This is a genomic window from Paenibacillus albiflavus (genome assembly GCF_004344915.1).
GTDB lineage: Bacteria > Bacillota > Bacilli > Paenibacillales > NBRC-103111 > Paenibacillus_AM > Paenibacillus_AM albiflavus.
Genome location: NZ_SKFG01000010.1, coordinates 154,279 through 180,000, shown reverse-complemented (window position 1 = coordinate 180,000; position 25,722 = coordinate 154,279). Strand labels below are relative to the sequence as shown.

The following is a 25,722-nucleotide window of genomic DNA, read 5'->3' as shown; positions in this document are numbered from 1 at the left end:
TACAAGAACGAAAGGGGGTAAACGGATTGATCATCGAAGGTATAAATCACAACAAGGGGCTATCATGTCATCTAACGGCGATCAGGAATATTTTAAACACTCAGGGTGCTATGATGGAAGAACGGAAGCTTTTTGGACTAAGTTCGTCAATGACAATCAATTACTCGAAAATGGCCGGTAAAAATAATTTTCCGATTATATCAGGTCTTAATTCACAATGTTTAGATAATTTGGCTACCTTTTTTCAAATGGACTATCGGCACTATTTTGATGCCGATAGTTGCAAGGCCCACCAAATGCTGGTGGACAGATTAAATGAAAATACACCTGTTATAGTGACTGTTTCCTTGAAGAAATATAGGGAATGGTTGTTTTCCAATAAAAGTATGGAGAACAGACAGTTCGGGTTTAACATAGAAAGTATTTTAAGTGGGTTAAAATGGGTGGGACATGTTATTTTGGTTGTGGGATATGACAAACGCAAGGATGAATTCAAATTTTATGAAAATACCTTGACTGAATTGCAAAGTATTTCTAAAACCGATCTGATGAGTGTAAGAATGTTGAATAACACCCAAGGGTGGAATATCTTTAACGAAGCTTTTATCATAAGACCTGCTCCGGTGCGGGTCGAAGCACGTGACTATATTGAAGCTGTGACAAGGAATATTTACACCTATCTTTACTCCACACATCCGAACTGTGGATATCACGCCGTACATTTATTTTTTGATGATTTTCATTCAGGAAAATGGAGAGATTACTACAGCAAAGAGGAATTAGCCAGTATATTTTATTTTCTTTATTTTACTATAGATACTACGTCCGGTGGATTATTCAGAAAGTACTATGCCATGTTCCTAATGGATATCTATACAACATTCGGTCTTGAAAAATTCGATGACGTATCGAACTATTACAAGGAATTATCGAAACTATGGAATAAATTCGCAGGCAAGCTCCTCATGTATGCACGTAGCGATGACATATACGAAGCCTTTAACGATATGAGCATAAAAGAGGTAACAGATACGATTATTGAGGCTGAAGCGGAAGGGATTGATAAACTAAGTGAATGTGTTAGAAACCACCATTTGCGAACAAAGTTTATTTGATATTATTACCTCCATTCAAAAAGATTTTGAAAGCATTTCTTATAGAAGGTTCTTGATTCTATCAGGAGGTTATGTCTTTTCTGCAACAGGAAAGGGAGGCCGTCTACTTATAGATTTTAGTCATTATTGTCCTATTGAACGTATTTGCAGTTCAATTGGTTTTTTTCACGCATCTGTAATATCCTCCGTCGAGGTAGAGACTATTGACAAGGATAAAGTAAAGCTGCATCTAGAATCGGGTGCAGTTGTGATTGTTGAGCATAATGGCAGGTTCTTTCCATGTGATGATTTTGAAATATTTATTGATACTGTTCAATCGATTTCCCAAGATTATGGAGTTAAGGAAACGGTGTGTAGCCACTTTATATATCGAGCCCGCAAGTACAAAGAGATTCAATATGTGGAGCAATATCTTTTGGACAAAGTAATAAAACACCGGATAGAAACGTTAGGTTATATTATAGAGAATAAATACAGGTGGAAAACTATCCTAATAAAAGGGAAAAGTAATTTAGGACATATTGTAGATGCTGAACACCCTATGCATCAGCAATTCCAGGAGATGTCTCAAAGATGGGAGCTACTGTTGCAGAAAGACAACATAAAGTTTTCCGGGATTAGAGATTTATTGAACAATGAGAAAGAGCTTTTACATTCATTAATTCCATAGGATATACGAAGACTTCTGCTAGTATCTGTAAAAAAGTATAGTTATGCAGGAACGGAGAGTAGTTTATGAGGTTAAGGAACAAAGTTGCTTTGGTAACAGGAGCCGGTGCGGGAATCGGCAGAGAAATCGCTATTCTATTTGCTAGAAATGGTGCAAAAGTAATCATAATAGACATTGATAATGAAAATGGGCTTCAGGTGTGTAATTTAATAAAGCAAGAAGGGGGGCATTCTGTATTTTATCCTGGTGATGTTACGGATTCAAACTCCATAAGGAATATTGTTAATTCCATCTTAGAAAATAATAGTTCAATAGATATTCTTGTTAATAATGCTGGAATTAAATCTTTGGGTAACATTGAACAATTATCGGAAGAGAAATGGGATAGGGTACTTGATGTTAATTTAAAAAGTGTTTTCCTTCTCTGTAAACATATTGTGCCAGTAATGAGAAGGAATCGATCTGGCTCAATTATAAATATTAGTTCCGTTGACGGATTAACTGGCAAAGCCAACATTCCTGCTTATAATGCCGCTAAGGGAGGAGTTATTACTTTAACTAAAAATCTAGCAGTGGATTATGGTAAATATAATATCCGTACAAATTGTATCTGTCCTGGATTTATTTATACCCCGATGATCTCAAAAGAATTTGAAAAATACAGCAAGACATTTAATAAAGAAGCGATGGACTATATTTTTAAGAGGATCGAAGAAGAAATTCCATTAAAGCGCTTGGGTTCCGCTGTAGAAATAGCGAAATCCGTCCTGTTTTTTGCTTCCGATGATTCTAGTTATTGTAATGGCTCAATTCTGGTTGTTGACGGCGGTAAAATGTGCGGTGAAGTGAGTATGCTAGAAAGGTCAGTAAGGGATTATTTTGTCAACAAAGGAATTTGAAAAAATGGGTCTGCTGAATGATTAAGAATTTCTTTGTCTATCTGGATATAAGACTGTACAGGTGCAGCCAGTGGATTTGTTCCCGCATATGGGGCATATGGAGTGCTGTGTGTTGCTCACTAGGGAGTAGTATCATCCATATTTGCTTGTATAACGTCCTCCCAATTTGTATTATGCATCATCTCGGAAGAATCCCCTTGAAATGCCTTCATGGCTTCCTGATCATCAAGCAGCCAATATCTCATCCAAGCCGTCAAGTAACCCCTATGATTGCCACCATTACTTTCAATCGCTGTATGAGCTGCACCTTTGGCCATCCCCATCATAACAGGCGTGCTTGCGTTAGTAGTATGCAAAGCTAATTTATTCGTTGATACCGGTGAGATTAGAAAATCTCGTGTACCGCCCATTATGAAGAAAGGAACGGTAATACGTGATGTATCGTACACATCTTCTGGATCACAATGCTTCAAATCCGGGAGAGCGATGGATACAACCGTCTTAATCAACGATCCACTTTTATAGTTGGTATGAGCATTAATGACCCCAGTAGACCCTTGAGAATGTCCAGCTACACCAATCCGTTCCATTTGTATTTTTTGATAAAACAAGCTGTTTGCTAGTTGGTTTTCATTGATCAAATAATCAATAGCCGCCACAATTTCTTTGCCTGTTCCTGTTGTCTTGCTATAGGAATCTATTACAATGAATCCCCAGCTAGCAAGATGCGTTAAGAGCTCATCATAACGATCTGGCGAGGCATCTGTCCCATTCCCCCAAGAAATAATAGGATAGGATTCGTCTCCTTGAAATGTTGGGTAGTATATTCTAAATAAAGCCTCCCTGCTCGTACTCGTAACTTCTTCTACCTTTACAGAATAGCTTCCTTGCTCAGCATACTGCTGCTCAATGCTTCCTACCGCAAGTACGGGTACATTCGAATGGATGATGATTTGCAAGAAAATTGTAATTGAAATTGCAATGATAAGGAATAAAGCTGACAACCATAAAATCCACTTTCGTTTTTTCAAAACAGACATACACGTGACCTCTACGATAGTCTATAGGTTTCTCTATCGTTTTCTTTGTTAAAATATGACACTAAAGAAATATACGTGAAAGATGTAGTTATGTTTCATTAACAAAGTACTAAATTGAAAAGTAGATACGGAGGACCGGGAACAAAAAAAATCGTCACTTCTGTGACGATTCAGTATATTGTACGCGAATTTTGACGACTTTTGTAAATATTTATACAAAAAAACTGGTAATTTAGTGAAAAATACCGTAACATAGTAGGGGGCTATTTTTTTTGGGGAATTTTTCACAAGGTTATTCAAGGTGGGAAAACCTAGGTATTGGCAGCGGTTGAATTTTCATAATACATAAAAAAGGGAGAGAATTAATTAACAATGAAAAAGATATTAACATTTGTATTAGCTATTTCTATGGTTGCTATCCTTGCGGCATGTGGCGGGAGTGACAAATTAACAGATTTTAAGAGTAAAGACAGCAAGTTTCAAATAAGTGCCACTAGTGGTTGGAAAGATTCGAAAGGCCAATTACATCCAGAGAGTGACCTTGAAATCTATAATCCTCAAAAAGAAAAGTATTTCATCGCACTACTCGAATCAAAAGTGGATTTCGACGGTGGTTCACTACAAAAGTATTATGATTTAGTTACCCCAGATTTCGTTTCTTCAATAGATGCTCCAAAACAAGGAGATGTAAAAGAAGTTACGATTAATGGTAATAAGGCGCTACAATATACGCTTGAAGGTAGTTCAGGCGGTGTAAATGTTGCTTATTTAATCACAGTTATCGAAACACCTACACATTATGGTCAATTGATGGCTTGGACGCTTAAGAGCAATTGGGATAAATATCAAGGTGAATATTTGAATTTAGTCAACAGTTTTAAAGAAGCAAATTAATCCCTGACCTCATGACCTGTATAGTTCTGAAATACCCCATTAGCAAGACACTTAATTATAAAATAATAGCCTTAATTTAGGGGCTGTCCAATACGTCACTAAAAAGTAAAAGCAGATGGAGATAAACGTCGTTTAACTCCATCTGCTTTTTTGTTTTTTTGGGGTTATTGAAATAGGCGGATGTCCGTTACTTTTAATAGATTGTGTGCTAAGTCGGTCATATTGATGGTTCGAAAATGAGATGTGATAGTATCGCTCAAATGTAATGTTGATGAAGTTTTAGGTTGCTGTACCCTTTGCCGCATCCGGTGAAAAGCCTGAATCAATCACATTATCGCCTGAGTTATTTACTTTTAGATGCTATACTCCCTAGCAACGAAGATATTAATATGACCAATAATGCCAACCACGTTTTTGAATCGATCTGATCTCCTAATAAAACTGTACCGAGAATAACGCCAATCACGGGAACAAAATAATTAGTCAAGGATGCAAAAGCTGCTCCGGATTGTTGAATGAGCAGATTAAACATCATATATACGATTCCTGCATGGAAAATTCCAAGAATTAGAAGGCACAGTATTTCAATGGAAGTAAGCCTGATGCTTAGCGGGCTCTCCAATATAAAGCTAGCTGGAATCAGGACAATAGATGCGATAAAAAGTATATTTCTCATTGCCAGCACAGAAGACATGGGCGGCAGTTTTTCAATCAGGACCAAAGAAATCGCAAAGCTTAATGAAGCAAAAATCAAAGCGGCCATTCCCCATAAACTTTGATTCGTAATATCGATCGTTAAAGAGGGAAGAATGATAAGGAGAATACCAACAAAACCAACGCCAATACTAATAAAGTGCATCAAACGCAATCGACTGACTTTAAAAAGAAATAAGATAAGCAGCGTGAAAATAGGGATTGTTCCCATAATAATAGAAGCCATGCTACTGGATACTCTTTGCTGTCCCCACCCAATTAAGAAAAAGGGAATAATCGCTTCAAAAAATGCTATGGCGGTATAAAGCAGCATTAATCTTTTCCTAGGATATCTTAGAACAATCGGACTTTGCTCTTTCTTGGAAAATAAAATATAAATTAACGTTAGTGTTATTGCGCCAACAAATGCTTTTGCTGCAGCAAGTGTAACTGGTGACACACTGGAAATAATTATATCCGTAAAGAAAAATTGTGAACCCCAGATGAAGCTAATTCCTATTAGAAATATAACTCCTTTTATTTTCATACGAACGACCTCCTCTATTTACATTCGGCTCGTTTTAGAATGCAATTGTTTTTTATTCGTACCCAACACTCCTGCAATGATCATCATGGTACCGATCAAATGGTAAATCGTAATATGCTCCTTTAAAATTAAAGCACCAGCCATGATGGAAATTAGCGTCGATAAATTACTGAATACGCTGACTTTAGAGGCTTCGAGCCGTGATAATGCAAAACTTGATAAAAGTGTGGTTCCTACAGAGGATAGTACTCCTAAGTATAGGAGTGCGATCACATAAGCGGGTTGAGTAAACGGCTGAAAAAATGTATACATTGTTCCTGCCGCTGTATGCCGAACGAGCGAAGCGGCCATGAATACAATAAAACCCATCCCCATTGTTATGAAGGTGATCTCCATCGGCGCGTATTTTTTGGCAAGAGGACGGGCCAAGACGCTATAACCAGCAAATGAAAGCGCAGATAAGACCAGTAAGGAGATGCCGCCCAGATTCGTTGTATTCAGACCACTCCCACCTTTCATGACGAAAATCAATACGACGCCCGCCACAGACAGGATCAAAGACAGCTTCTGTATTAGGCTTGTTCGTTCTTTTAAGAAATAAGAAGCGAGGATCAAGGTAAAAATAGGAACGGTTGCCTGAATTATACCTGCCTCCGATGAAGAAGTGTTGATTAATCCATAAGTCTGAAAGGCGAAGAACAACACAGGTGAAAACAGGCCTAAAGGAATGATTCTCCATATGTCGCTTAATGAAAACCGAAGATGAACCCAACCGAACAAAAAAGGAATGCTCACAGCAATCAATCCGATAAAAAAACGATGAGCCAGCACATCCAAAGGATGAGCTGCTGTAACGGTTAGTTTAACAAACAAAAATGAAAACCCGATAATGACCGCATAGGCAATCGTCGCCATGTAAGCGGCAAGGTTTGTTCGCTTTACGTTTTTCATGGTCTGCCTCCTCACGAATAGAATGACTTTCCGCTATCCAATTTAAACATGAGGAACCTGATGCTACAATAAATAAAAAGTGCATCTGTACCGATACAGATGCACGAGGGAGCGAATGAAGTGCATAAATTTTTTCTTATCGTTAAGGAATTAGAAGAACAAATTGTTAACCATAATTTAAAAGAGGGAGATAAGTTACCATCTATTCGGGTTCTTGCAAACCAATATCACGTTAGTAAAAGCACCGTGATACGTGCTCTTCATGATCTTGAACAGCGCCATATCGTTTATTCGGTAGACAAGAGCGGGTATTACGTGGTCAAATCGATGATCACTGCCAATGTGGAAGAGGAGGACATGATTGATTTTGCGACTTCTTCACCGGACCAGCAAATTTTTCCGTATTTGGATTTTCAGCATTGTGTCAATAAAGCCATTGATACCTATAAGCAAGACTTATTTACTTATGGAACACCGCAAGGGCTGCCATCTCTTCTCGACATGATGCAAAAGCAGCTAGCCAATTATCAGGTTTTCACGAACGTCCGCAACTTATTTGTTGTCTCCGGGATACAGCAGGCTCTTTCCATTTTGACCGCTCTTCCGTTTCCAAACGAGAAAAGAAAGATATTAATCGAACAGCCAAGCTATCATTTATTCATCGAACATGTCATGACTTATGGTGTTCCGGTTGTAGGAATAAAAAGAACATCCCAAGGTATCGACTTTGAAGAGCTAGAGGAAATTTTTAAAACAGAGGATATTAAATTCTTTTACACAATGCCAAGATTCCATAACCCATTAGGTTGTTCCTATAGCGCAGAGGAGAAAAAGAAAATCGTTGCACTTGCGCATAAGTACGATGTTTATATTGTTGAAGATGATTACTTGGCTGATATGGAACAGGATACTAAAGCTGATCCGTTATACGCATACGATGATAAGACCCGCGTCGTTTACTTAAAAAGCTATTCCAAAATCATTTTTCCGGGATTGCGAATCGGCATCGCTGTTATACCCGACAGCCTTGTTGCCGCTTTTACGCAGTACAAAAGAATTCAAGATATTGATAGCTCTATGCTTTCGCAAGGCGCATTGGAAATTTACTTAAAAAGCAGCATGTTTGATAGACATAAACAAAAAATTAAATCCTATTATGAGCAAAGATCACGACTTCTTCATGCAGCTTTAGAACAACAGTTGATTCAGAATGGGAATCTTTTTAGTTTCGATGCTGGCGTAAAATCTTCGCTTCATACCTACATTAGATTGATTGAGGACGTACCCGCAAATGAAGTGATCAGGAGACTGAGGGGAAAATCACTAAGGATTGAACCGATTGATAAGCATTATCTTCCTTCGTTTCCGAAAGATAACTTGTTAAAGTTGAATGTGTCACGTGTCCGATTGAGTGGGATCGAGGATGGTGTTCACTTACTCATTAATGAAATACGACAGCTTCTGGCAGCAAGTTTTTTCTGAATCTCTCTGAATTTCATATGAAGTACAAACATAGTTGGGTATCTGTTTTGTTGAGCCACTTTTGGGAAAAGGTTGCTATTACTTAATTGCTACAGAAGAAGATAAGTTGATGGGTTGGATTCTAATAGGGTCTAGCAAAGACCAATTTACTGATGATATGATTGGCTTTATATACGAACTATATGTAACTCAAGAGTTCAGAGGAAAAGGCATCTCATAGCACCTAATGAAAAGTGCCATTGAGCACTTGCAATCTGAGGGATATCCTGAGATTCGTCTAGGAGTATTTTGCAAAAAATCATGCTATTCAACTTTATAAGCAAATGGGATTCTCTGAAAGAAACATTACTATGAGTCTGTTGGTCATGAAAGATTAATAGTTGAGATCTATTGGTGTATAGAGCAACGGAGCGGACATTGTCCTGCTTCTTTTTTTGACCAGATTTAAGATGAGGGGCGGCTATTGATAGTCGTCCTTTATTGTCCCCCTATCCCAGTGCCTAGCAAAAAGGCTATTACGTATGAGCCGATGTTAAGGCTTGTCATACCCGCCTGAAATTTTTGCAAATATCTTCTGAACGCACAAAGAAAGCCCCAACCATATTGGTGGGGCGAAAACAAGGAGCGTGTGTTTCTAGTATTAATATGAAGATAACTAATATACCTATCTTCCTATTGGGCAGAGCCAACGCTCTGGATTGATTAAACTAAATGAGGAAGCTTTCTAAGCCTGCACTATCATTTTCGACAGAGGAGATGCAGGTTATCTAGTTCCGAGAAACAAAAAAACAAAATAAAAACAATTTGTTTTAAGTTTTGTTTTGTTTGTTAATTTGGTTCTTTTTATTTTGAATAACCAAGCGTATAATGGGGATATAAATTCAAAACAAAAAGAAAAATGCCAAAATACAGATTAAAGGATGACATCAGGATGAAAAAGAGTCGATTAGCGGTAGAGCGGCAAAAGGAAATTTTCAGCAATATTAGCCAAGTCGGCACGGTATACGTTGCGAATCTAAGCAAGAAGTTCAATGTGACCAAAGAAACGATCCGCAAGGATTTAGAAGCGCTGGAGAAGGAAGGTCTGGTCCAGCGTACGCATGGCGGGGCGGTGTTAAACCATAAAATGCCGATTCAACGTCATATGACCAATGTGGATGTGAAGAGTTCCATTGCCAAGGAAGCGGCGCAGCTCGTGGAGAAGGGAGATATTATCGCTTTGGATAGCAGCGATTTTTCTTTGCAGCTCGCCAAAGAATTGCGGGACAGCGAAATTACCGTCATTACAAATTCCATTCCGATTACGCTGGAACTGCTCAATCAAGATCATATTCGTCTGATTACGATTGGCGGGTATGTGAATCATCAGTTCTCCTCTTTTGTCGGGGCGATTGCGGAGAAAGCGATTGATACGTACCATGTAGGCAAATATTTCTTATCCTGCAGCGGATTTGATCTGGAGCATGGTGTTTTTGAGAATCACGAAATGGAAGCACAAATTAAACAAAAGTTTTTGAAGGTCACCGATGAAGTTATTTTGATGGTGGATCATGTGCAATTCGGCCGTAAATCATTGACTAGCCTGGCTGGATTGAGTCAAGTGGATAAGTTGATCATCGATCATGGACTCCCGATTCACAACCTGACGGCATTGCGAAGTGCAGGTGTAAACGTTGTTTTAGCGAATTAAGTTTTGAATCAAAAACATAAACAAAAAAACAAAAGAAAAACCAAGCTCATTTGAGTTTGGTTTTTCTTTGTTATATTTGGTTTGACAACCTTGTGCAAATGCAATGAAAGCGTTTAATATGGCTTCAAGGACGCCGCCAAGGTGTTTAGGGAGGCAAATAGTCGAATATGAAAAAAATTTGTATTGTCGGAAGTTTAAATACGGACATTGTAATGCAGACGAAAAAATTCCCCACACGTGGTGAGAATACCGTGGGTCAAAATGCCGTTGTTCTATCCGGGGGGAAGGGCGGAAATGCCGCAACTGCTGTATGCAGACTTGGCAAAGAAGCCGTACTAATCAGCTCCGTCGGCATGGACTACTATGGCGAGACGATGCTAGCTGACTTAACTGAAAGCGGCATCAATATTACGCATATTAAGCGCACGCCGCTAAGTCATACAGGGTTGACCACGATCATTATTGATGAGTCGGCCGAGCGAACGATGGTCGTTGCTCCAGGCGCCAACATGCAGCTGACAGCTCAGGACATTACCGATCACGCCCTTGAGATTCAACAATGCAGTGTACTTCTCGTACAACTGGAGGTTGCAGAAGAGGCCGTCATTCAGGCGATGAAATTAGCCAAAGAGTCAGGATTGCTGGTCATTATCGATCCGGCGCCGGCGGAAGGCATTACGATGCAGGCCATTCGCTACGCAGATATTCTGATCCCGAACGAGCAAGAGACGAAGCATATGACAGGGATTGAGGTTGCCAACGTGGATGATGCGCTGCAGGCAGCGAAATATTTTCAACTGCTGGGGATTGAGAAGAGCATTATCAAAATGGGGCACCGGGGTGCGCTTGTCTATACGCCAAGTAAATGGCAATTTATCGAAGCGATTCCTGTTGATGCCGTGGACACGGTCGTTGGAGATACGTTCTCAGGCGCACTAGCCTGTTCGTTAGCGGAAGGAAATGACTTGTTCCAAGCGGCATGGTTCGCAACTATTGTCAGTGCGTTGAAGGTGACCAGACTCGGACCACGCGACGGCATACCTACGATGGCCGAAGTCGAAGCCTTTATGAAAGCGCGAAACTTACAGCAACCGTACTTGCCTTCATAACATGTGCCGAACAGATCAATTCGTAAGTAGGTTAGGGAGGGGATCAAGGTGAATCAAACACTACTGGAAATCAAAGATATGAGTAAAACGTTCCCTGGCGTAAAAGCGCTAAATCAAGTGCAGTTGGAAGTCAGACCGGGAGAAGTGCATGCCCTGATTGGCGAGAATGGGGCTGGGAAATCCACGTTGATTAAAATTCTGGCGGGGGTGGAACAGCCTGACCCTGGAAGCACGTTCCTGTTTGAAGGGAAGCCGGCGAATATTACAAAGCCGATCGATGCCACATTGAAAGGAATCTCGATTATCTATCAGGATCTTAGTTTATTCCCGAATTTAAGCGTGGCAGAGAATATTTGTGCCGGGCGTGAGGCGGAAAAAGGCGGTTTCAACTTTGTGAAATGGCGTGAAATGAAGCGCATTGCGAAAGAAACGCTGCAAGGATTAGGTTTCGACATTGATGTGAATGTGACGCTGGAGAAGCTGAGCATTGCCAAACAGCAGCTTGTGGCGATAGCAAGAGCCATTGCGTTCGATGCGAAGCTAATTATTATGGACGAACCTACCTCGTCGCTCTCTGCAGGGGAAGTTGAGCTGCTCTATAACGTTATCGCCGATCTGAAGAGCAAGGGGATTGCGATTCTATTCGTCAGCCACAAGATGGAAGAGTTATTCAAAGTTTCCGATCGGTTCACTGTATTACGTGACGGAAAATTCGTAGGCACCTATGACAAAGATGAGTTAAATGAAGAGAAATTAATTCACCTCATGGTCGGCCGTAAACTTGAAAACATAGAGAGAGAAGAGCATAGCCGGGGTGAGGCACTCTTAAATGTAAGCGGTTTATCGAAGAAAGGGAACTTCAAGAACATCTCATTTACGCTGCATAAAGGCGAAATTGTTGCGATAACAGGGCTCGTTGGGTCAGGACGAACGGAAGTAGCGCATGCGCTGTTCGGTCTGCAAAGTGTAGATAGCGGTTCCATGGAGTTGGACGGTCAGCCTGTACAAATGACATCAACGGAAAAAGCCGTCAAACAAGGGATCGCTTATGTACCTGAAAGCAGACAAAAGGAAGGTCTCGTTCTCCAGCAATCGATTGTACGCAACACATCGTTAACGATATTAAAAAGCTTAACGAATGCGTTCGGAAGCATACAAGAGAAGCGGGAACTTGAGCTAGCCAAACAATATATCGAGTCGCTTGATATCAGACCGAATCTGCCTTTTATCGATACTGGTAATATGTCGGGTGGTAACCAGCAGAAGGTTGTTATCGCGAAGTGGCTGGCGACGAATCCGAAAATTCTGATCGTCGATGAGCCGACGAACGGCATTGATATCGGAGCAAAGCGTGAAATTCATAAGCTGCTGCGCAAACTTGCCCGCGAAGGGATGGCAATTCTCGTGATTTCCTCTGACCTGTCAGAAGTGCTGGCCGTAAGCGATCGTATTCTGGTCATGCGCAAAGGGACGATTGCCGGAGAGTTATCGCATCAAGAAGCAACCCAAGAGAAGATTATGAACCTTGCGTTGTTGGGAACGCATATCCATGAGGCAGCAGAACCCAATGAAATGAAGCAAGGAGACGTGATGTAATATGACAAAGCTTTTTCAGAAAAAAGAGTTCGGCATCGGTCTTATCGTTATTCTTCTGGCGCTCATTCTTTCCATAGTCAATCCTGTTTTCTTTACGGCTGAGAATATCTTGGATGTTTTGAAAGCGAATTCAGTCCTCGGAATCTTGGCGGTAGGGATGACACTCATCATTATTACAGGGGGAATCGACGTCTCGGTTGCGGCTGTTACGGCAGCGGTTACCGTGGTTATCGGCAAGATGGCGGTTGCCATGCATGCAAGCTCTTGGAGCATCTTGGCGATCTTTATCGTAGCCCCTCTAGTTGGTGCCTGTTTCGGATTCGTGAACGGTATTTTAATTTCTAAGACCAAAATTCCGCCGATTGTTACTTCGTTAGGGACGATGAGCATTCTGTCCGGGGTTACGCTGTATGTCACGAATGGCGAATATATGAACAGCAGCATGCTGCCTGCAAGCTTTATTCATTTCTCGAATTTGAAAATAGCGGGTGTATCCATTCTCATCATTATCTTTGTGCTAACGGTTCTAATTACGTGGTTTATAATGAAATATTTATCTATCGGCCGATCTATTCTTTCCTTCGGGGGCAACCCGGTGTCTGCGATGCGCGTCGGTATTAACTTGACGAAAGTACAGATTTTCGTTTACACGTATATGGGATTTCTTGCTGGGATCGCCGCCATTGTGCAGACGGCTTACACCAAGGGAGTGGACCCGAACGGATTCGTCGGATTCGAATTAACCGTTATCGCCGCAGTCGTGCTGGGCGGGGCGAATATTCTTGGCGGTTCAGGCTCAATGCTCGGCTCATTCTTAGGCGTCCTGCTGCTGGGGATTATGCAGAATGGTCTCATCCTAGCCAAAATCAATACCTTCTGGCAGGAGATTATCGTCGGGGCTATCATTTTGCTCGCCGTTTCTTACGATATGATCAAGCGGAAGCGGGAAGAACGAAGTCTGGCTAAAGTCGAAGTCGAGGGATAGAAAAGAGGGATGAAGATATGAAACTATCAAAGGAATGGATGTTAGGGCTCATTTTTCTAGGATTATTCATCATCATGGCAATATCCGTACCGGGGTTTATCGATCCTTATAACTTAACGAGCATGCTCTATCAGCTTCCGGAACTGGGCATTTTATCCTTAGGTATGATGGTCGTGATCTTAACGGCGGGGATTGATCTCTCCATCACATATCTTGCTGCACTCTCGGGTGTGGTTATGGCATATGCGTTGACTGCTGGATTGCCTGTTCCTGTTGCGATGATTGCCGGGGTCATTGCAGCATTAATCGGCGGATTGCTAAACGGATTTTTCGTTGCTTTCATCGGAGTGTCGCCGATTCTGGTCACCTTAGGAACGATGACATTGTTCAAGGGCATTATTCTTCTGATTACAAAAGGGAACAGCGTATCCGGTTTCCCGGACAGTTATTCATTTATTGGCAATGGCGATATTCTAGGCATTCCGTTCCCAATCATCGTATTTGCGCTTGTAGCGCTGTTGGCTTGGTATTTGCTGAATAAAACTGTATGGGGACGCAACGTCTACATGGCCGGGAACAATCCGATTGCAACGTTATTCTCTGGGGTGAATACCAAGAAAGTTATTATGTATGTCTATCTTTTCTCAGCATTCATGGCTGCGGTCGCTGCTATTATCATGACAAGTCGTTACAACTCGGCCAAAGTCGATCTGGGAAGCTCCTATCAACTGCAAAGTATCGCAGTCGCGGTTCTAGGTGGGACGAGCATCTCCGGCGGCTACGGAAAAGTTATTGGAGTTATTTTCGGTACGGCAATTTTCCAAGTGCTTTCGAGCGGTTTGAACCTACTAGGCGTACCTGGCATGGTCATTAACATCCTGATTGGTGTCGTATTGATCGCTGTACTTCTGATTAACTTTTTTACAGCGAAATACAAGCATAATCAGCTCAAGAAAGCCACCTAATTATTGGCATCACCCTTTTCACATATATTTTCACAAAATTTTAAGGAGGAGTCTTACAATGAAAAAAAGAAAATTGTCCATGTTGCTCTCGGTTGTCTTAGCGGTAGGTATGTTAGCGGGTTGTGGTGCGGCAAAAACAGAGAATGCTGGCTCAACCGATCCATCGAGTACAGGAAATAAGACAGCAACTTCTGGAAAATTGAAAATTGCGATCGTGCCTAAGCTGATCGGTATTCCTTACTTTAATGCTTCTGAGAAAGGTGCAAAAAAAGCGGGCGAGGATTTAGGTGTAGAAGTAATCTATACGGGGCCGACGCAAGCGGATGCAGCACAGCAGGTAAAAGTCATTGAGGATTTGATTTCCAAGAAAGTTGACGTGATCGCGGTAGCGCCAAACGATCCGGCTGCGCTTACGCCTGTATTGAAGAAAGCGAAGGCGCAGGGAATTAAAGTCATGGATTGGGATACGAAAGCGGATCAATCGGTTGTAGATCTCTCTATTCAACAGGTGGATGATGAAGTGTATGGACGTCACATGGCAGATTTACTCGTGAAAGCAATGGGTAAAGAACAAGGAAACATTGCTATCGTAACGGGTGGTCTATCTGCACAGAATTTGAATACTTGGATTGATTGGTCGATCAAACAAATTCAAGAGAAGTATCCAAATCTCAAAATTATTGGCGAGAAAATTGGTACCGATGAGAAGCAGCAAATCGCTTACCAAAAAACATTGGACTTGCTCAAAGCAAATCCAGATCTTGACGGTATCTTAGCGTACTCGACAGTAGCCCCGCTCGGTGCGGCTCAAGCGATTCAAGAAAAAGGTCTGCAGGATAAAGTGTCTTTGATCGGTGTTGCATTACCGACAGATTCCAAGCCTTTCTTGGAAGATGGCTCTTTAGATACGGCAACGCTGTGGAATCCGATGAATCTGGGCTACTTGACGGTCGCTGCAGCGAAAGAACTGGCTGAAGGCAAAACCGTTACAAACGGTCAAGACATTCCGAATATCGGTAAAGTTGAAGTTAAAGAAGACGGCAAAACGATTATTCTCGGACCTCCTGCGGACTTCACGAAAGAAAATGCCGGAAACTATGATTTCTAAGACAACACGAACGGTATGAATTTTGAAACGGAAGGATGAAACGGATATGAAGCTGCAAAACTACCAGTTGAAAAACGAACGCATTCGGCAAGCTTTCATAGAACTAAAACGCCAGCATCCTGAACGTTTGAAACAAAGGCTTAATTTATCTTGGAGCAACTGGGGATTCGGTATGGAATCCCTGGTTGATTCCGTCAAACGTTTGAGTCACAATGGCGTCAGATATATTGAACTTCACGGCAACCATTACGGGCCGGATTTAGGTTACGATACACATAGCACGCTGCAAATTTTGCAAGACTTCGGCATGAAAGTATCAGGTGTGTGCGGCATGTTCTCGCAGCACAACGATATGGCGAGCAACGTTGCGCATCAGCGCCAGGCGGCACTCGATTATATTCGAAGAGAAGTGGAATTCACTTCAAGCGTAGGCGGGCAGTACTTGCTGGTCGTGCCTGCAGCGGTGGGACGCCCCAAGGCTTATGACGATCAGGAGCTCGAACGCAGCATCGAATCACTGCGCATCGTTGCAGACGAATTCGTTAACTATAGCGTTCGTGCGGCTATTGAGCCGATTCGTTCGGCAGAGACGACGATCGTGCATACGGTTGAGGAGGCTAAGGCCTATATACAGGCGGTGAATCGTCCAGGAGTTCAGCATATTAACGGCGATATTTATCATATGCAATCGGAAGAAGCTCATATTGGAGAGGCGATTTTGCAAGCGGGAGATCAACTTGTTAATTTGCATCTTGCAGACAGTAATCGCTGCGCATTAGGCGAGGGCTTTATGGACATCGACACCATTATTATGGCACTCTATCTTATCGGTTTTAATCAAGAAGGTCGATTCGTCACGCCGGAGCCACTGGGTCCTGGCGGAGATCCTTATCCAGCGATGTACGGCAAACCGAATGCTGCATCACTTGATATGCTCGTACAGCGAACTGTTTCCTATTTCAGAGAAAGAGAAGAGATCTTATTAGGGTGATAACAACAAGATTGTAGGTGGATCTTATGAAATATTGTATTGGGGTGGATTATGGGACGCAGTCCGGAAGAGCCTTGCTCGTTGAGATCGGGACTGGACGGGAAGTCGCTACGGCGGTAAAGCCGTATACTCATGGCGTCATGGATGAGTATCTTCCTGACGGAACAACGAGACTGGAACCCGATTGGGCACTGCAGCATCCGGCAGACTATTTGGAAGTATTGCAAGTGACGATTCCAGAGGTGCTGGCGAAATCCGGTGTGAGCGCAGATGACGTTGTCGGTATTGGCATTGACTTCACAGCCTGTACGATTTTGCCGACGAAAGGCGATGGAACGCCGCTATGCTTTCTGAATGAGTTCAAGCATCATCCGCATAGCTACGTGAAGCTGTGGAAGCATCATGCGGCACAAGATGAAGCGAATCGGCTTAACAGTATGGCGGAACAGCGTAATGAGCAATTCCTTTCTTTATATGGAGGCAAAATTTCCTCGGAATGGATGTTCCCAAAGGTATGGCAAATATTGAACGAAGCGCCTGAAGTGTATGAAGCCGCGGACTCGATTCTGGAAGCGACGGACTGGGTGGTTTCCCAGCTTATTGGCAAGGAGATGCGCAACAGCTGTACGGCGGGATACAAGGCAATTTGGCATAAACAAAATGGGTATCCGTCGAAGGAATTTCTTACATCGTTAGACCCTAGATTAGAAAATGTTGTGAGTGAGAAGCTGAGTCATGAGATCTATCCGATCGGAACGAAAGCGGGAGAAATTACGGAGCGTGCGGCCAAGTTAACGGGACTTAACGTAGGAACGGCGGTAGCGGTAGGCAATGTGGACGCGCATGTGTCGATACCGGCCGTTGGGATTACGGAAACCGGTAAAATGCTGATGATTATGGGAACGTCGACTTGTCATATTTTATTGGGAGAAACAGAGGAAATTGTCCCTGGTATGTGCGGTGTTGTCGAAGATGGCGTCATGCCTGGATATAGGGGCTATGAAGCGGGTCAATCCTGCGTAGGCGATCATTTCGAATGGTTTATCGAGAACTGTGTTTCGAGTGCTCTGCAGGAGGAGGCACAGCAAGCAGGAATTAACATTCATGAGCTGTTGACGGACAAGGCTTCCAAACTAGCGGTTGGGGAAAGTGGCTTAATCGCGCTGGATTGGTGGAACGGCAATCGCTCGACGTTGGTCGATGCGGATTTAACCGGGCTGATTATCGGCGCTACGTTATTAACGAAGAGCGAAGAAATGTATCGCGCGTTGATCGAGGCTACCGCTTACGGTACGCGTACTATTATTGAAGCGTTTAGAGAACATGGAGTTCCGGTAACGGAGTTGTATGCTGCGGGCGGCATTGCAGAGAAGAATGCGCTTATGATGCAGATTTATGCGGACGTATGCAATATGGAGATTCGGATTGCCGCCTCTTCTCAGACGCCGGCGTTTGGTTCAGCGATGTTCGGTGCCGTAGCCGCTGGCGTAGATCGCGGAGGATACAGCACGATTTCCGAAGCGGCGGATGCGATCGGTAAAGTCAAAGAGCATTATTATAAACCGATCCCTGCGAATGTAGCAGTTTACGATCGGCTCTATTCGGAATACAAGCAGTTGTATCATTATTTTGGCCGCGGGGACAATGATGTCATGAAACGATTGAAGCAGATTAAGAAGGACGCGTTAACAACCTTTTAAAATTCGATGTCTGGTATACATCGTGATCAAAAGATGACTTTTAAACTACCTTTTAAAATTAATTACTTGGGTGTGATGGATATGTTGGAAAGGCTCAAACAACAAGTGCTTGAAGCGAATTTGATGTTGCCGAAATATGGGCTTGTCACGTTCACTTGGGGAAATGTCAGCGGAATTGACCGCGAGCAGGGGCTTGTGGTCATTAAGCCAAGCGGCGTTCCTTACGAAGAGTTGTCCAGAGACGATTTGGTTGTCATCGATTTACAGGGGAACAAGGTGGAAGGACGGCTGAATCCTTCCTCCGACACCCCGACGCATGTGGCGTTATATAACGCATTTCCACATATTGGCGGCGTCGTGCATACGCATTCGACTTGGGCGACGAGTTGGGCGCAGTCAGGGCAAAGCATTCCGGCTCTCGGCACGACACACGGAGATTATTTCTATGGAGAAGTTCCTTGTACGAGAAAAATGACGACGGATGAAATTGAGGCCGAATATGAGCTTGAAACCGGGAACGTTATTATTGAAACGTTCGCAGATATCGATGAGGCTCAAGTGCCAGGCGTTCTCGTGCATAGTCATGCGCCATTCTGCTGGGGCAAAAACGCAATCGAGGCAGTGCATAATGCCGTTGTGCTTGAAGAAGTCGCAGAAATCGCGCACCATACGATGACATTAAACCGAACCACGCCACCGATGGATCAAGCGCTGCTCGATAAGCACTTTTGGCGTAAACACGGTACGCAAGCATATTATGGGCAGCGATAGCAAACGAAGAGTCCCGACTTTCGCCGGGGCTTTATTTCGCGAAGACGATTAAATTCATATCGGCCATGGACGTCTCAGTCCATGGCCTTTTTGGTTTTATGATGTACACGGAACAATCGAAGTGAACTGTAGCTTCCGAAGTTTAATGGGACAAATATGGATGGCAGGGTTGAGGAAGTAATGGTGAAAATGAGGGAAACAGGAATATGATGTGCTGATTGCATATAAAGAAGTTGAGTGTCATGAGCTAAATTTATCGAGTTAATAAATCTTTAGGCGGAGTATCCAGATTAGGATGAACTTCGCCTTTGTTTTTGTGTGTAACTGATTTGTAACTCTCCTATTGTTAACTGACAGTATTCGAGTATCCAAATGTAAGGTGGGACAACAGTGAGAGAAGTCGTTATCGCAAGTGCTGTACGTACGCCAATCGGCGCTTTTATGGGGAGTTATAGTGAAGTTACAGCTGTTCAATTAGGTACGCTGGCGATTAAGGAAGCGTTACAGCGAGCTTTGATTCAGCCCGATCAAGTGGATGAAGTCATAATGGGCAATGTGCTGCAGGCGGGCGTTGGTCAGAACCCAGCTCGGCAGGCACAGTTACAAGCAGGCATTCCGTATGTTGCGAGTGCAACTACGATTAATAAAGTATGCGGTTCAGGCTTGAAGTCGGTTATGCTCGGCGCGCAAAGCATTAAGTCAGGGGATGCAGAGATCATCGTCACTGGTGGCATGGAGAATATGACGCTTGCTCCACATCTGCTGGGCAAATCGCGTAGCGGATTTCGGATGGGCGATGCGCAGCTCGTAGATAGCATGATGCACGATGGATTAACATGTGCGATCAATCAAATCCCCATGGGGATCACGGCAGAAAATATTGCGGAACAATACGGAATTTCTCGCGTGGAGCAGGATGAATTTGCAATGCATAGTCAGCATAAGGCAGAAGCTGCAATGTCCTCGAATCGGTTCCATGAAGAGATCGTGCCTGTCGAATTTACGAATCGCAAAGGGCTGATCACGCGAATCGATACGGATGAGTATCCGCGAAGCGGGGTAACGATGGAAGCACTTGCGAAGTTAAAGCCTGCTTTCAAGAAGGATGGAACCGTAACAGCTGGCAATGCCTCTGGTATAAATGATGGGGCAGCAGCACTCGTGATATGTTCAAGAGATAAAGCAAATGAGCTTGGTTTAACACCATTAGCGCGTATAAGGTCCTATGCTTCAGCAGGTGTAGATCCCAAGCTGATGGGGCTAGGCCCAATTCCTGCGACTCAGCAAGCGCTGAAATTGGCAGGCATGTCTATTCAAGATATCGGTCTTGCAGAACTGAATGAAGCTTTTGCTGCACAGGCCATTGCTGTTACGCGAGAGCTCGGTATTGATCCTTCCATTATAAATGTGAATGGTGGAGCCATAGCGCTAGGGCATCCGATAGGAGCTAGTGGAGCGCGCATTCTCGTCACATTGATCCATGAGATGAAGCGAAGATCAGTTGAAGCAGGACTTGCTGCTCTCTGTATTGGAGGCGGGCTAGGCGTTGCGATGATCATCGAGCAGATCGATTAGATGAGAATGGAAGAGCTGATGGAGGATAGCGAAGATGGATAGTGTGAAGAATTGGATGAAGCATAGAAGCCGAATAAGTGCAGGAAAGACAGCTGTGATTGATGGTGAGACGGGCGAGGCTTGGTCTTATCGTCAGCTATGGCAACGAGTTGAGCGGCTTGCCGGTTATTTGCGCAATCAAGGAATTGCATATGGTGATCGAGTCGCATTGTTATCTCCGAACCATATTTGTTATTTGGAATTGCTGTTTGCATGTGGCCAGCTTGGGGCGATATTTGTTCCTCTTAACTGGAGGCTTGCTACGAATGAATTGAACTATATATTGAATGATTGTAAGCCGAGTCTGCTTGTTGTTCATCCAGATTCAAGCCATCAGGCTGTGATTGAAGCTATTCAACAGGGTATTGCTGTATTCGAGATAAACGGACAGGAATATAGCCATGTGATGTCTGATGAAGAAGTTTCTTATATAGATAGCAGTACTCATCATGCGGCTCCTCTTTTTCAAACGAATGATCCATTAGCCATTATTTATACAGGCGGAACGACGGGCAGACCGAAGGGTGTTGTGCTCAGTCATATGTCGATCTTCTGGAATGCGACGAATACGATTATTAGCTGGAACTTATCGGAGGATGAAATAACACCGACCTATTTGCCTATGTTTCATACGGGAGGGCTGAATGCTTTATCGATTCCCGTACTTATGGCTGGCGGTACGGTTGTCATCGCAAGAAGCTTTGATGCACAGAGTGTTATTCGTTTGCTCAATGATCAGGCCTGTACGATTGCACTTATGGTGCCGACGATGTATCACATGCTTATCCAGACGAAGGAGTTCATGGAAACGAGCTTTCCAATGATGCATACCTTTTTATCTGGTGGAGCGCCGTGCCCGCATCCGATCTATGAAGCATTCGCAGCCAAAGGCGTTGCGTTCAAAGAAGGCTATGGCGCAACTGAATCAGGGCCGAACAATTTCTTCATCAGACCAGGTGATGCTGTTCATAAACCAGGCTGTGTTGGCAAACATATGGTACTAAGTCAGGCGAAGGTCGTTAATGTTCATGGAGAAGAGTTGGCAGTTGGTGAGGTAGGAGAGCTGCTGCTCGCAGGTTCACATCTGTTTGAACGTTATTGGAATGAGCCTGCAATTACAGCGCAGGCATTCGATCATGGCTGGTTTCGAACGGGGGATTTAGCTAAGAAGGACGCTGATGGTGATTTTTATATCGTAGGTAGATGCAAAGATATGATTATCACGGGCGGAGAGAACGTGTATCCCGTAGAAGTGGAGACTTTGATCGCAGGGCATTCTGCTGTTTCCAGTGTGGCGGTTGTTGGCTTACCGCACGATAAGTGGGGGGAGATCGTAGCCGCTGCAATCGTTCTGCATGACGGACATCTCATCACAGAGGATGAATTACGTACGTATTGTGCTAAATCCATCGGTAAATATAAAATTCCGAAGACGATCCGATTTGTCAGTCAATTGCCCCTAACGGATGTAGGCAAGCTGGATAAAAATAAAATTATACAGCAATTTCTGAACACAATGGATACTTGGTGATGACCAAGTATTTTTTTGTAGTTAAGCACATCTGTTATGTTAGAATAATAATATCTGAAAAATTAGATTAATCAGTCAAGGGAGATGAACATGAACAAGGAGAGTATTATTTTAACAACGAAGCTGACTCCTCCTACTTTAAAAAAATATATGCTTAGTCGCGCTGCACTTACCAAAAAATTAAAGAGCGTTATGGATTATCCGCTAACGCTTGTTCATTCAGGACCAGGCTATGGGAAAAGTACGGCCTTATCGGCGTTTTTGCGTTCTGATCAATATGCGATGTGCTGGTATAGCCCTTCCTCGCATGACGATGATTTAGTTCCCTACGTAACTTACATGATATATGCCATACGGACGAAGCATCCGAAGTTCGGAGAGGAAATTCTAAACCGAATGGCACAGGGAGAGAAGTTTACACTTGATTTGGAAATTTATACATTATGCGAGTTGCTGATTAACGCGATTGCCAATATCGATCAAGAGTTTGTGCTGATTATTGACGATTATCACGTGATTGAACATTCCACAGAAATTGATAGCTTTATGCAGCATTTGCTGCGCCATTTGCCAAGTCATTGCCACCTTATCCTATCTAGTCGTACCTTCCCGAAGTGGGATATGCTGCGTGGGATGAAGCTGAAGCATGACGTGCTGGAGATAGGTGAAGCTGATCTTGCTTTAACAGAGGAAGAAATTGATGTATTGTTTGCCGATTATTATGAATATAGTCTGCCGTCAGATGGCGCACATCAAATTTACATGCGTACAGAAGGTTGGGTAATTGCGATTCAGCTAATTTGGCAGCGCTTACTTCTAAGTGGAGGCGAGCTTGACTCTGTTCTGGCTGAGAACACGGAAACGATGGATGAACTATTTCGGTTCCTTGCCCTTGAAGTATTTCATAAGCAATCGGACGACGTTAGGCAGTTTATGCTTCAAACGAGCATTCTTGAAGAGATGACTGGGGAATTATGCGATTTTATTTTTGCAAGGACGAATTCGCAGGAGCTGCTTGATTACATCAGTACGAATCATTTATTCTTGCTGCCTATTGGGGATCGGCAATATCGCTATCATGCACTTTTCAGGGATTTCTTGCTTGGTGAGCTCAAACGCAAGCCTAAGATTCATGTCGAGCTGCATCAGGCGGCTGCGCATTATTTTGAACGGATGGGCAAGAATGATCAAGCGATACACCATTTAGGTATTATTAATGACGATTATGGGGTTGCCAAAATATTACAATCACACGGTAGGACGATGATCAACCATGGGCAGTTGGAGAGCTTGTTGCAGCGAACGCAGCGGATATCCGAAATCCTGCGCAATCAATTTCTTATGCTATGGGTATATGAAGGCGAAATATATCGTTATCGGTGCATGTTCGATAAATCATTCTCTTGCTATGCCAAGGCTGAATTGCTGGCAAGTCGAGCGAATGATGTTTATATTCATAGTCTGGCATTGGAAGGACAGGCGAGAATCTATTTGGATACCATTCAGCCGGATAAGGCAGAAGTACTGCTGAAACAAGCGATTGAGCTGCTTGAAGCGGACCTGCATGCAGACCAGAATCATCTGCTGCGCTTATATGGACTAATGGCAGAGAATTTGATTAACTCTGGACGAGCTGCTGAAGCGGAAGAATGGTATGCGAGATGTCAGGAGCTAAACGGCGATTTTCAGGATGAATTTCTTGAAGCAAGGCTTCATTTGCGAACGGGGCGATTGATGCAAGCCAAGAAGCTGCTTGATGTCACGCGCGAACGTGAAGCTTTAACGAATAATCAGTATCTGGCCAGATTTCATAGAGAGACGGATATCTTATTATCGCTTGTTGAATTGATGCTAGGGAACCCTGAACGAGCCAAGCAATTGGCAGAGTCGGGCATGATGCAGGGCATTAGGCAAAAGGCTCCGTTTGTCGAGGCTTGCGGCTGGATGCGGATGGGGCATGCAGCCCAGATGATGCCGAAGTATGAATTTGCTATCGCTAGCGATTGCTACACAACGGCACTGGATATTATGGATCAGCTCGATGTTCCACGAGGGAAGGCAGAGCCACTGATGGGGCTATGCTTATTATATGGACGTGAAGGGATGCATGAACTGTCCATGCAGTATGGGAATGCTGCGCTAGCTGAGACGGAAAAGGTCAACGATGAATGGTTATCATCGCTCATTCGCCTGTCGATGGGAGTCACTACTTATTCGGCAGATCGCTATGCAGAAGCTAGCAGTATTTTTATGGAATGTCATAACAGATTCATGCAATGTGGGGACAGCTATGGCGTTACAGTATCTCTCCTTTGGCAAGCCATAATCGCTTATCGCCAGCAGCAGGAAGCTTTGTTCCTGGGCTTTATGGATCGGTTTCTGCGGATGATGCAAGCAGGTGAATATGATTTTCTACTAAATCATCGCACTTTAGTGGGGCCAGTCGATACAAGGCAGCTTCTTCCTCTATTAATTGAGGCGCAGCGCTTGGAAATCCAGCCACATTATGTGTCTTATTTATTATCAAAGTTGGGGCTGGAACATATGACTTACCACCCCGGCTACACGCTGCGAATTCAAACATTGGGGCAATTTAAAGTTTGGCTTGGCGACAAGGAGCTAGGCGGGAAGGACTGGCAGCGGGATAAAGCAAAGGAGATGTTCCAACTGCTGCTCATCAACCGCCGTCGTTTAGTTCCTAAGGATGAAATCATAGGCTTATTATTTGATAGTTCGGATGACAAGGTGGCTAATCGTGATTTTAAAGTGGCACTCAATGCACTTCATACAGCACTTGAACCTGCGCGTCTTGCAAGAAGCAACCCGTTCTTCATTCAGAGGCATGGTTCATCCTATGGCATTAATCTGGCAGCGGGGCTTGAGCTAGATCTTGTTGATTTTGAAAGCTTGATTAAGGCGGGGCTTGAGGAGCAAAATGCGGAACGGGCACTACGGTATTTGGACAAAGGATTGTCGCTGTATACAGGGGATTTTTTGCCTGATCGGCGATTTGATGATTGGTGTATTGAAGAAAGAGAACGATTGCAAGTGTTATTCCTTCGTGGGGGCGAACGGATAGCCAAGCTTTGTGTCGCTAGTAAAACGTATGACACAGCTATTCACTGGTGTGAGCGAATGCTGGAGAAAGACCCATGCTGGGAAGAAGCCTATCGTTTATTAATACAATGTCATTATGAGCTTGGCAATCGGAATCAAGCGATTAAGTGGTATCAAAGATGCTGTAGGACGATTACGGCGGAGCTTGGGATTGAGCCGATGAAAGCGACGACTGAACTCTACAAACAAATGATGCAATCCGATGTAACTCATTTGTAACTGTCCCCCGATATGATGTGAACTATTACAGTGTT

The 25,722-nt window shown here is 43.3% G+C and carries 21 protein-coding genes; 18 read left to right on the top strand and 3 right to left on the bottom strand.

What is annotated here, in order from left to right; translation table 11 throughout:
• Nucleotides 1-26: 26 nt before the first annotated feature.
• From E0485_RS11875 to E0485_RS11865, 3 genes are all read left to right on the top strand, one after another.
• Nucleotides 27-1,115 (top strand): DUF4872 domain-containing protein, encoded by a 1,089-nt coding sequence (locus tag E0485_RS11875; RefSeq protein WP_132418257.1) that lies wholly within the window; start codon nt 27-29, stop codon nt 1,113-1,115.
• Complete coding sequence (locus E0485_RS11870; RefSeq protein ID WP_132418256.1) at nt 1,072-1,785, top strand: hypothetical protein; 714 nt, start codon at nt 1,072-1,074, stop codon at nt 1,783-1,785. The genes E0485_RS11875 and E0485_RS11870 overlap by 44 nt, the downstream gene beginning before the upstream one ends.
• Before the next feature lie 65 nt (nt 1,786-1,850).
• Nucleotides 1,851-2,684 (top strand): SDR family NAD(P)-dependent oxidoreductase, encoded by an 834-nt coding sequence (locus E0485_RS11865; RefSeq protein ID WP_132418255.1) that lies wholly within the window; start codon nt 1,851-1,853, stop codon nt 2,682-2,684.
• Nucleotides 2,685-2,803: 119 nt separating this feature from the next.
• On the opposite strand, the gene E0485_RS11860 is transcribed toward E0485_RS11865, so the two are convergent.
• Entirely contained in the window at nt 2,804-3,724 is a 921-nt protein-coding gene (locus tag E0485_RS11860; protein ID WP_132418254.1) for a poly(ethylene terephthalate) hydrolase family protein, read from the bottom strand.
• A 372-nt stretch (nt 3,725-4,096) separates the two neighbouring features.
• On the opposite strand from E0485_RS11860, the gene E0485_RS11855 reads away from it, so the two are divergent.
• Nucleotides 4,097-4,618 (top strand): hypothetical protein, encoded by a 522-nt coding sequence (locus E0485_RS11855; RefSeq protein WP_132418253.1) that lies wholly within the window; start codon nt 4,097-4,099, stop codon nt 4,616-4,618.
• 343 nt (nt 4,619-4,961) lie between these two features.
• On the opposite strand, the gene E0485_RS11850 is transcribed toward E0485_RS11855, so the two are convergent.
• Both E0485_RS11850 and E0485_RS11845 read right to left on the bottom strand, forming a co-directional pair.
• Entirely contained in the window at nt 4,962-5,858 is an 897-nt protein-coding gene (locus E0485_RS11850) for a DMT family transporter (protein ID WP_132418252.1), read from the bottom strand.
• An 18-nt stretch (nt 5,859-5,876) separates the two neighbouring features.
• Nucleotides 5,877-6,809, bottom strand: coding sequence for a DMT family transporter (locus E0485_RS11845; protein ID WP_132418251.1), 933 nt, complete (start codon nt 6,807-6,809; stop codon nt 5,877-5,879).
• A gap of 120 nt (nt 6,810-6,929) precedes the next feature.
• Here E0485_RS11845 and E0485_RS11840 point away from each other — a divergent pair, with 120 nt between their 5' ends.
• The 14 genes from E0485_RS11840 to E0485_RS11775 all read left to right on the top strand — a co-directional run bounded on the left by E0485_RS11840 (nt 6,930) and on the right by E0485_RS11775 (nt 25,687).
• Nucleotides 6,930-8,291, top strand: a complete 1,362-nt coding sequence (locus E0485_RS11840) for an aminotransferase-like domain-containing protein (protein WP_132418250.1) — start codon at nt 6,930-6,932, stop codon at nt 8,289-8,291.
• 109 nt (nt 8,292-8,400) lie between these two features.
• Nucleotides 8,401-8,511, top strand: a complete 111-nt coding sequence (locus tag E0485_RS25510; RefSeq protein WP_235857550.1) for a hypothetical protein — start codon at nt 8,401-8,403, stop codon at nt 8,509-8,511.
• 711 nt (nt 8,512-9,222) lie between these two features.
• The gene (locus E0485_RS11830) at nt 9,223-9,981 is read left to right on the top strand and encodes a DeoR/GlpR family DNA-binding transcription regulator (RefSeq protein ID WP_165921156.1); all 759 of its coding nucleotides are present in this window, start codon (nt 9,223-9,225) and stop codon (nt 9,979-9,981) included.
• A 167-nt stretch (nt 9,982-10,148) separates the two neighbouring features.
• The gene (locus tag E0485_RS11825; RefSeq protein ID WP_132418248.1) at nt 10,149-11,090 is read left to right on the top strand and encodes a ribokinase; all 942 of its coding nucleotides are present in this window, start codon (nt 10,149-10,151) and stop codon (nt 11,088-11,090) included.
• A 48-nt stretch (nt 11,091-11,138) separates the two neighbouring features.
• Entirely contained in the window at nt 11,139-12,686 is a 1,548-nt protein-coding gene (locus tag E0485_RS11820) for a sugar ABC transporter ATP-binding protein (protein WP_132418247.1), read from the top strand.
• A 1-nt stretch (nt 12,687) separates the two neighbouring features.
• The gene (locus E0485_RS11815; protein WP_132418246.1) at nt 12,688-13,671 is read left to right on the top strand and encodes an ABC transporter permease; all 984 of its coding nucleotides are present in this window, start codon (nt 12,688-12,690) and stop codon (nt 13,669-13,671) included.
• A gap of 17 nt (nt 13,672-13,688) precedes the next feature.
• Nucleotides 13,689-14,636 (top strand): ABC transporter permease, encoded by a 948-nt coding sequence (locus tag E0485_RS11810; protein WP_132418245.1) that lies wholly within the window; start codon nt 13,689-13,691, stop codon nt 14,634-14,636.
• 58 nt (nt 14,637-14,694) lie between these two features.
• Nucleotides 14,695-15,744, top strand: a complete 1,050-nt coding sequence (locus E0485_RS11805; RefSeq protein WP_132418244.1) for an autoinducer 2 ABC transporter substrate-binding protein — start codon at nt 14,695-14,697, stop codon at nt 15,742-15,744.
• A 46-nt stretch (nt 15,745-15,790) separates the two neighbouring features.
• Nucleotides 15,791-16,735 (top strand): sugar phosphate isomerase/epimerase family protein, encoded by a 945-nt coding sequence (locus tag E0485_RS11800; protein ID WP_132418243.1) that lies wholly within the window; start codon nt 15,791-15,793, stop codon nt 16,733-16,735.
• A gap of 26 nt (nt 16,736-16,761) precedes the next feature.
• On the top strand, nt 16,762-18,435 hold the full coding sequence (araB, locus tag E0485_RS11795) for a ribulokinase (protein ID WP_132418242.1): 1,674 nt from the start codon (nt 16,762-16,764) through the stop codon (nt 18,433-18,435).
• 81 nt (nt 18,436-18,516) lie between these two features.
• Nucleotides 18,517-19,206, top strand: a complete 690-nt coding sequence (gene araD / locus E0485_RS11790) for an L-ribulose-5-phosphate 4-epimerase (RefSeq protein ID WP_132418241.1) — start codon at nt 18,517-18,519, stop codon at nt 19,204-19,206.
• A gap of 390 nt (nt 19,207-19,596) precedes the next feature.
• Nucleotides 19,597-20,781 (top strand): acetyl-CoA C-acetyltransferase, encoded by a 1,185-nt coding sequence (locus E0485_RS11785; protein ID WP_132418240.1) that lies wholly within the window; start codon nt 19,597-19,599, stop codon nt 20,779-20,781.
• Between the two features lie 34 nt (nt 20,782-20,815).
• Nucleotides 20,816-22,351: an acyl-CoA synthetase gene (locus E0485_RS11780; RefSeq protein WP_132418239.1), complete on the top strand. Its 1,536-nt coding sequence runs from the start codon at nt 20,816-20,818 to the stop codon at nt 22,349-22,351.
• Between the two features lie 90 nt (nt 22,352-22,441).
• Nucleotides 22,442-25,687 (top strand): BTAD domain-containing putative transcriptional regulator, encoded by a 3,246-nt coding sequence (locus tag E0485_RS11775; RefSeq protein ID WP_235857540.1) that lies wholly within the window; start codon nt 22,442-22,444, stop codon nt 25,685-25,687.
• The last annotated feature ends 35 nt before the right edge of the window (nt 25,688-25,722 follow it).

Excerpts from the sequence above, each read along its gene's own strand:
- E0485_RS11805 (WP_132418244.1), top strand. The coding sequence starts at position 14,695 with ATGAAAAAAAGAAAATTGTCCATGTTGCTCTCGGTTGTCTTAGCGGTA.
- E0485_RS11815 (WP_132418246.1), top strand. The coding sequence starts at position 12,688 with ATGACAAAGCTTTTTCAGAAAAAAGAGTTCGGCATCGGTCTTATCGTT.
- E0485_RS11800 (WP_132418243.1), top strand. The coding sequence starts at position 15,791 with ATGAAGCTGCAAAACTACCAGTTGAAAAACGAACGCATTCGGCAAGCT.
- araD (WP_132418241.1), top strand. The coding sequence starts at position 18,517 with ATGTTGGAAAGGCTCAAACAACAAGTGCTTGAAGCGAATTTGATGTTG.
- E0485_RS11855 (WP_132418253.1), top strand. The coding sequence starts at position 4,097 with ATGAAAAAGATATTAACATTTGTATTAGCTATTTCTATGGTTGCTATC.
- E0485_RS11865 (WP_132418255.1), top strand. The coding sequence starts at position 1,851 with ATGAGGTTAAGGAACAAAGTTGCTTTGGTAACAGGAGCCGGTGCGGGA.
- E0485_RS11825 (WP_132418248.1), top strand. The coding sequence starts at position 10,149 with ATGAAAAAAATTTGTATTGTCGGAAGTTTAAATACGGACATTGTAATG.
- E0485_RS25510 (WP_235857550.1), top strand. The coding sequence starts at position 8,401 with ATGGGTTGGATTCTAATAGGGTCTAGCAAAGACCAATTTACTGATGAT.
- E0485_RS11780 (WP_132418239.1), top strand. The coding sequence starts at position 20,816 with ATGGATAGTGTGAAGAATTGGATGAAGCATAGAAGCCGAATAAGTGCA.
- E0485_RS11860 (WP_132418254.1), bottom strand. The coding sequence starts at position 3,724 with ATGTCTGTTTTGAAAAAACGAAAGTGGATTTTATGGTTGTCAGCTTTA.
- E0485_RS11850 (WP_132418252.1), bottom strand. The coding sequence starts at position 5,858 with ATGAAAATAAAAGGAGTTATATTTCTAATAGGAATTAGCTTCATCTGG.
- E0485_RS11775 (WP_235857540.1), top strand. The coding sequence starts at position 22,442 with ATGAACAAGGAGAGTATTATTTTAACAACGAAGCTGACTCCTCCTACT.
- araB (WP_132418242.1), top strand. The coding sequence starts at position 16,762 with ATGAAATATTGTATTGGGGTGGATTATGGGACGCAGTCCGGAAGAGCC.
- E0485_RS11830 (WP_165921156.1), top strand. The coding sequence starts at position 9,223 with ATGAAAAAGAGTCGATTAGCGGTAGAGCGGCAAAAGGAAATTTTCAGC.
- E0485_RS11810 (WP_132418245.1), top strand. The coding sequence starts at position 13,689 with ATGAAACTATCAAAGGAATGGATGTTAGGGCTCATTTTTCTAGGATTA.
- E0485_RS11845 (WP_132418251.1), bottom strand. The coding sequence starts at position 6,809 with ATGAAAAACGTAAAGCGAACAAACCTTGCCGCTTACATGGCGACGATT.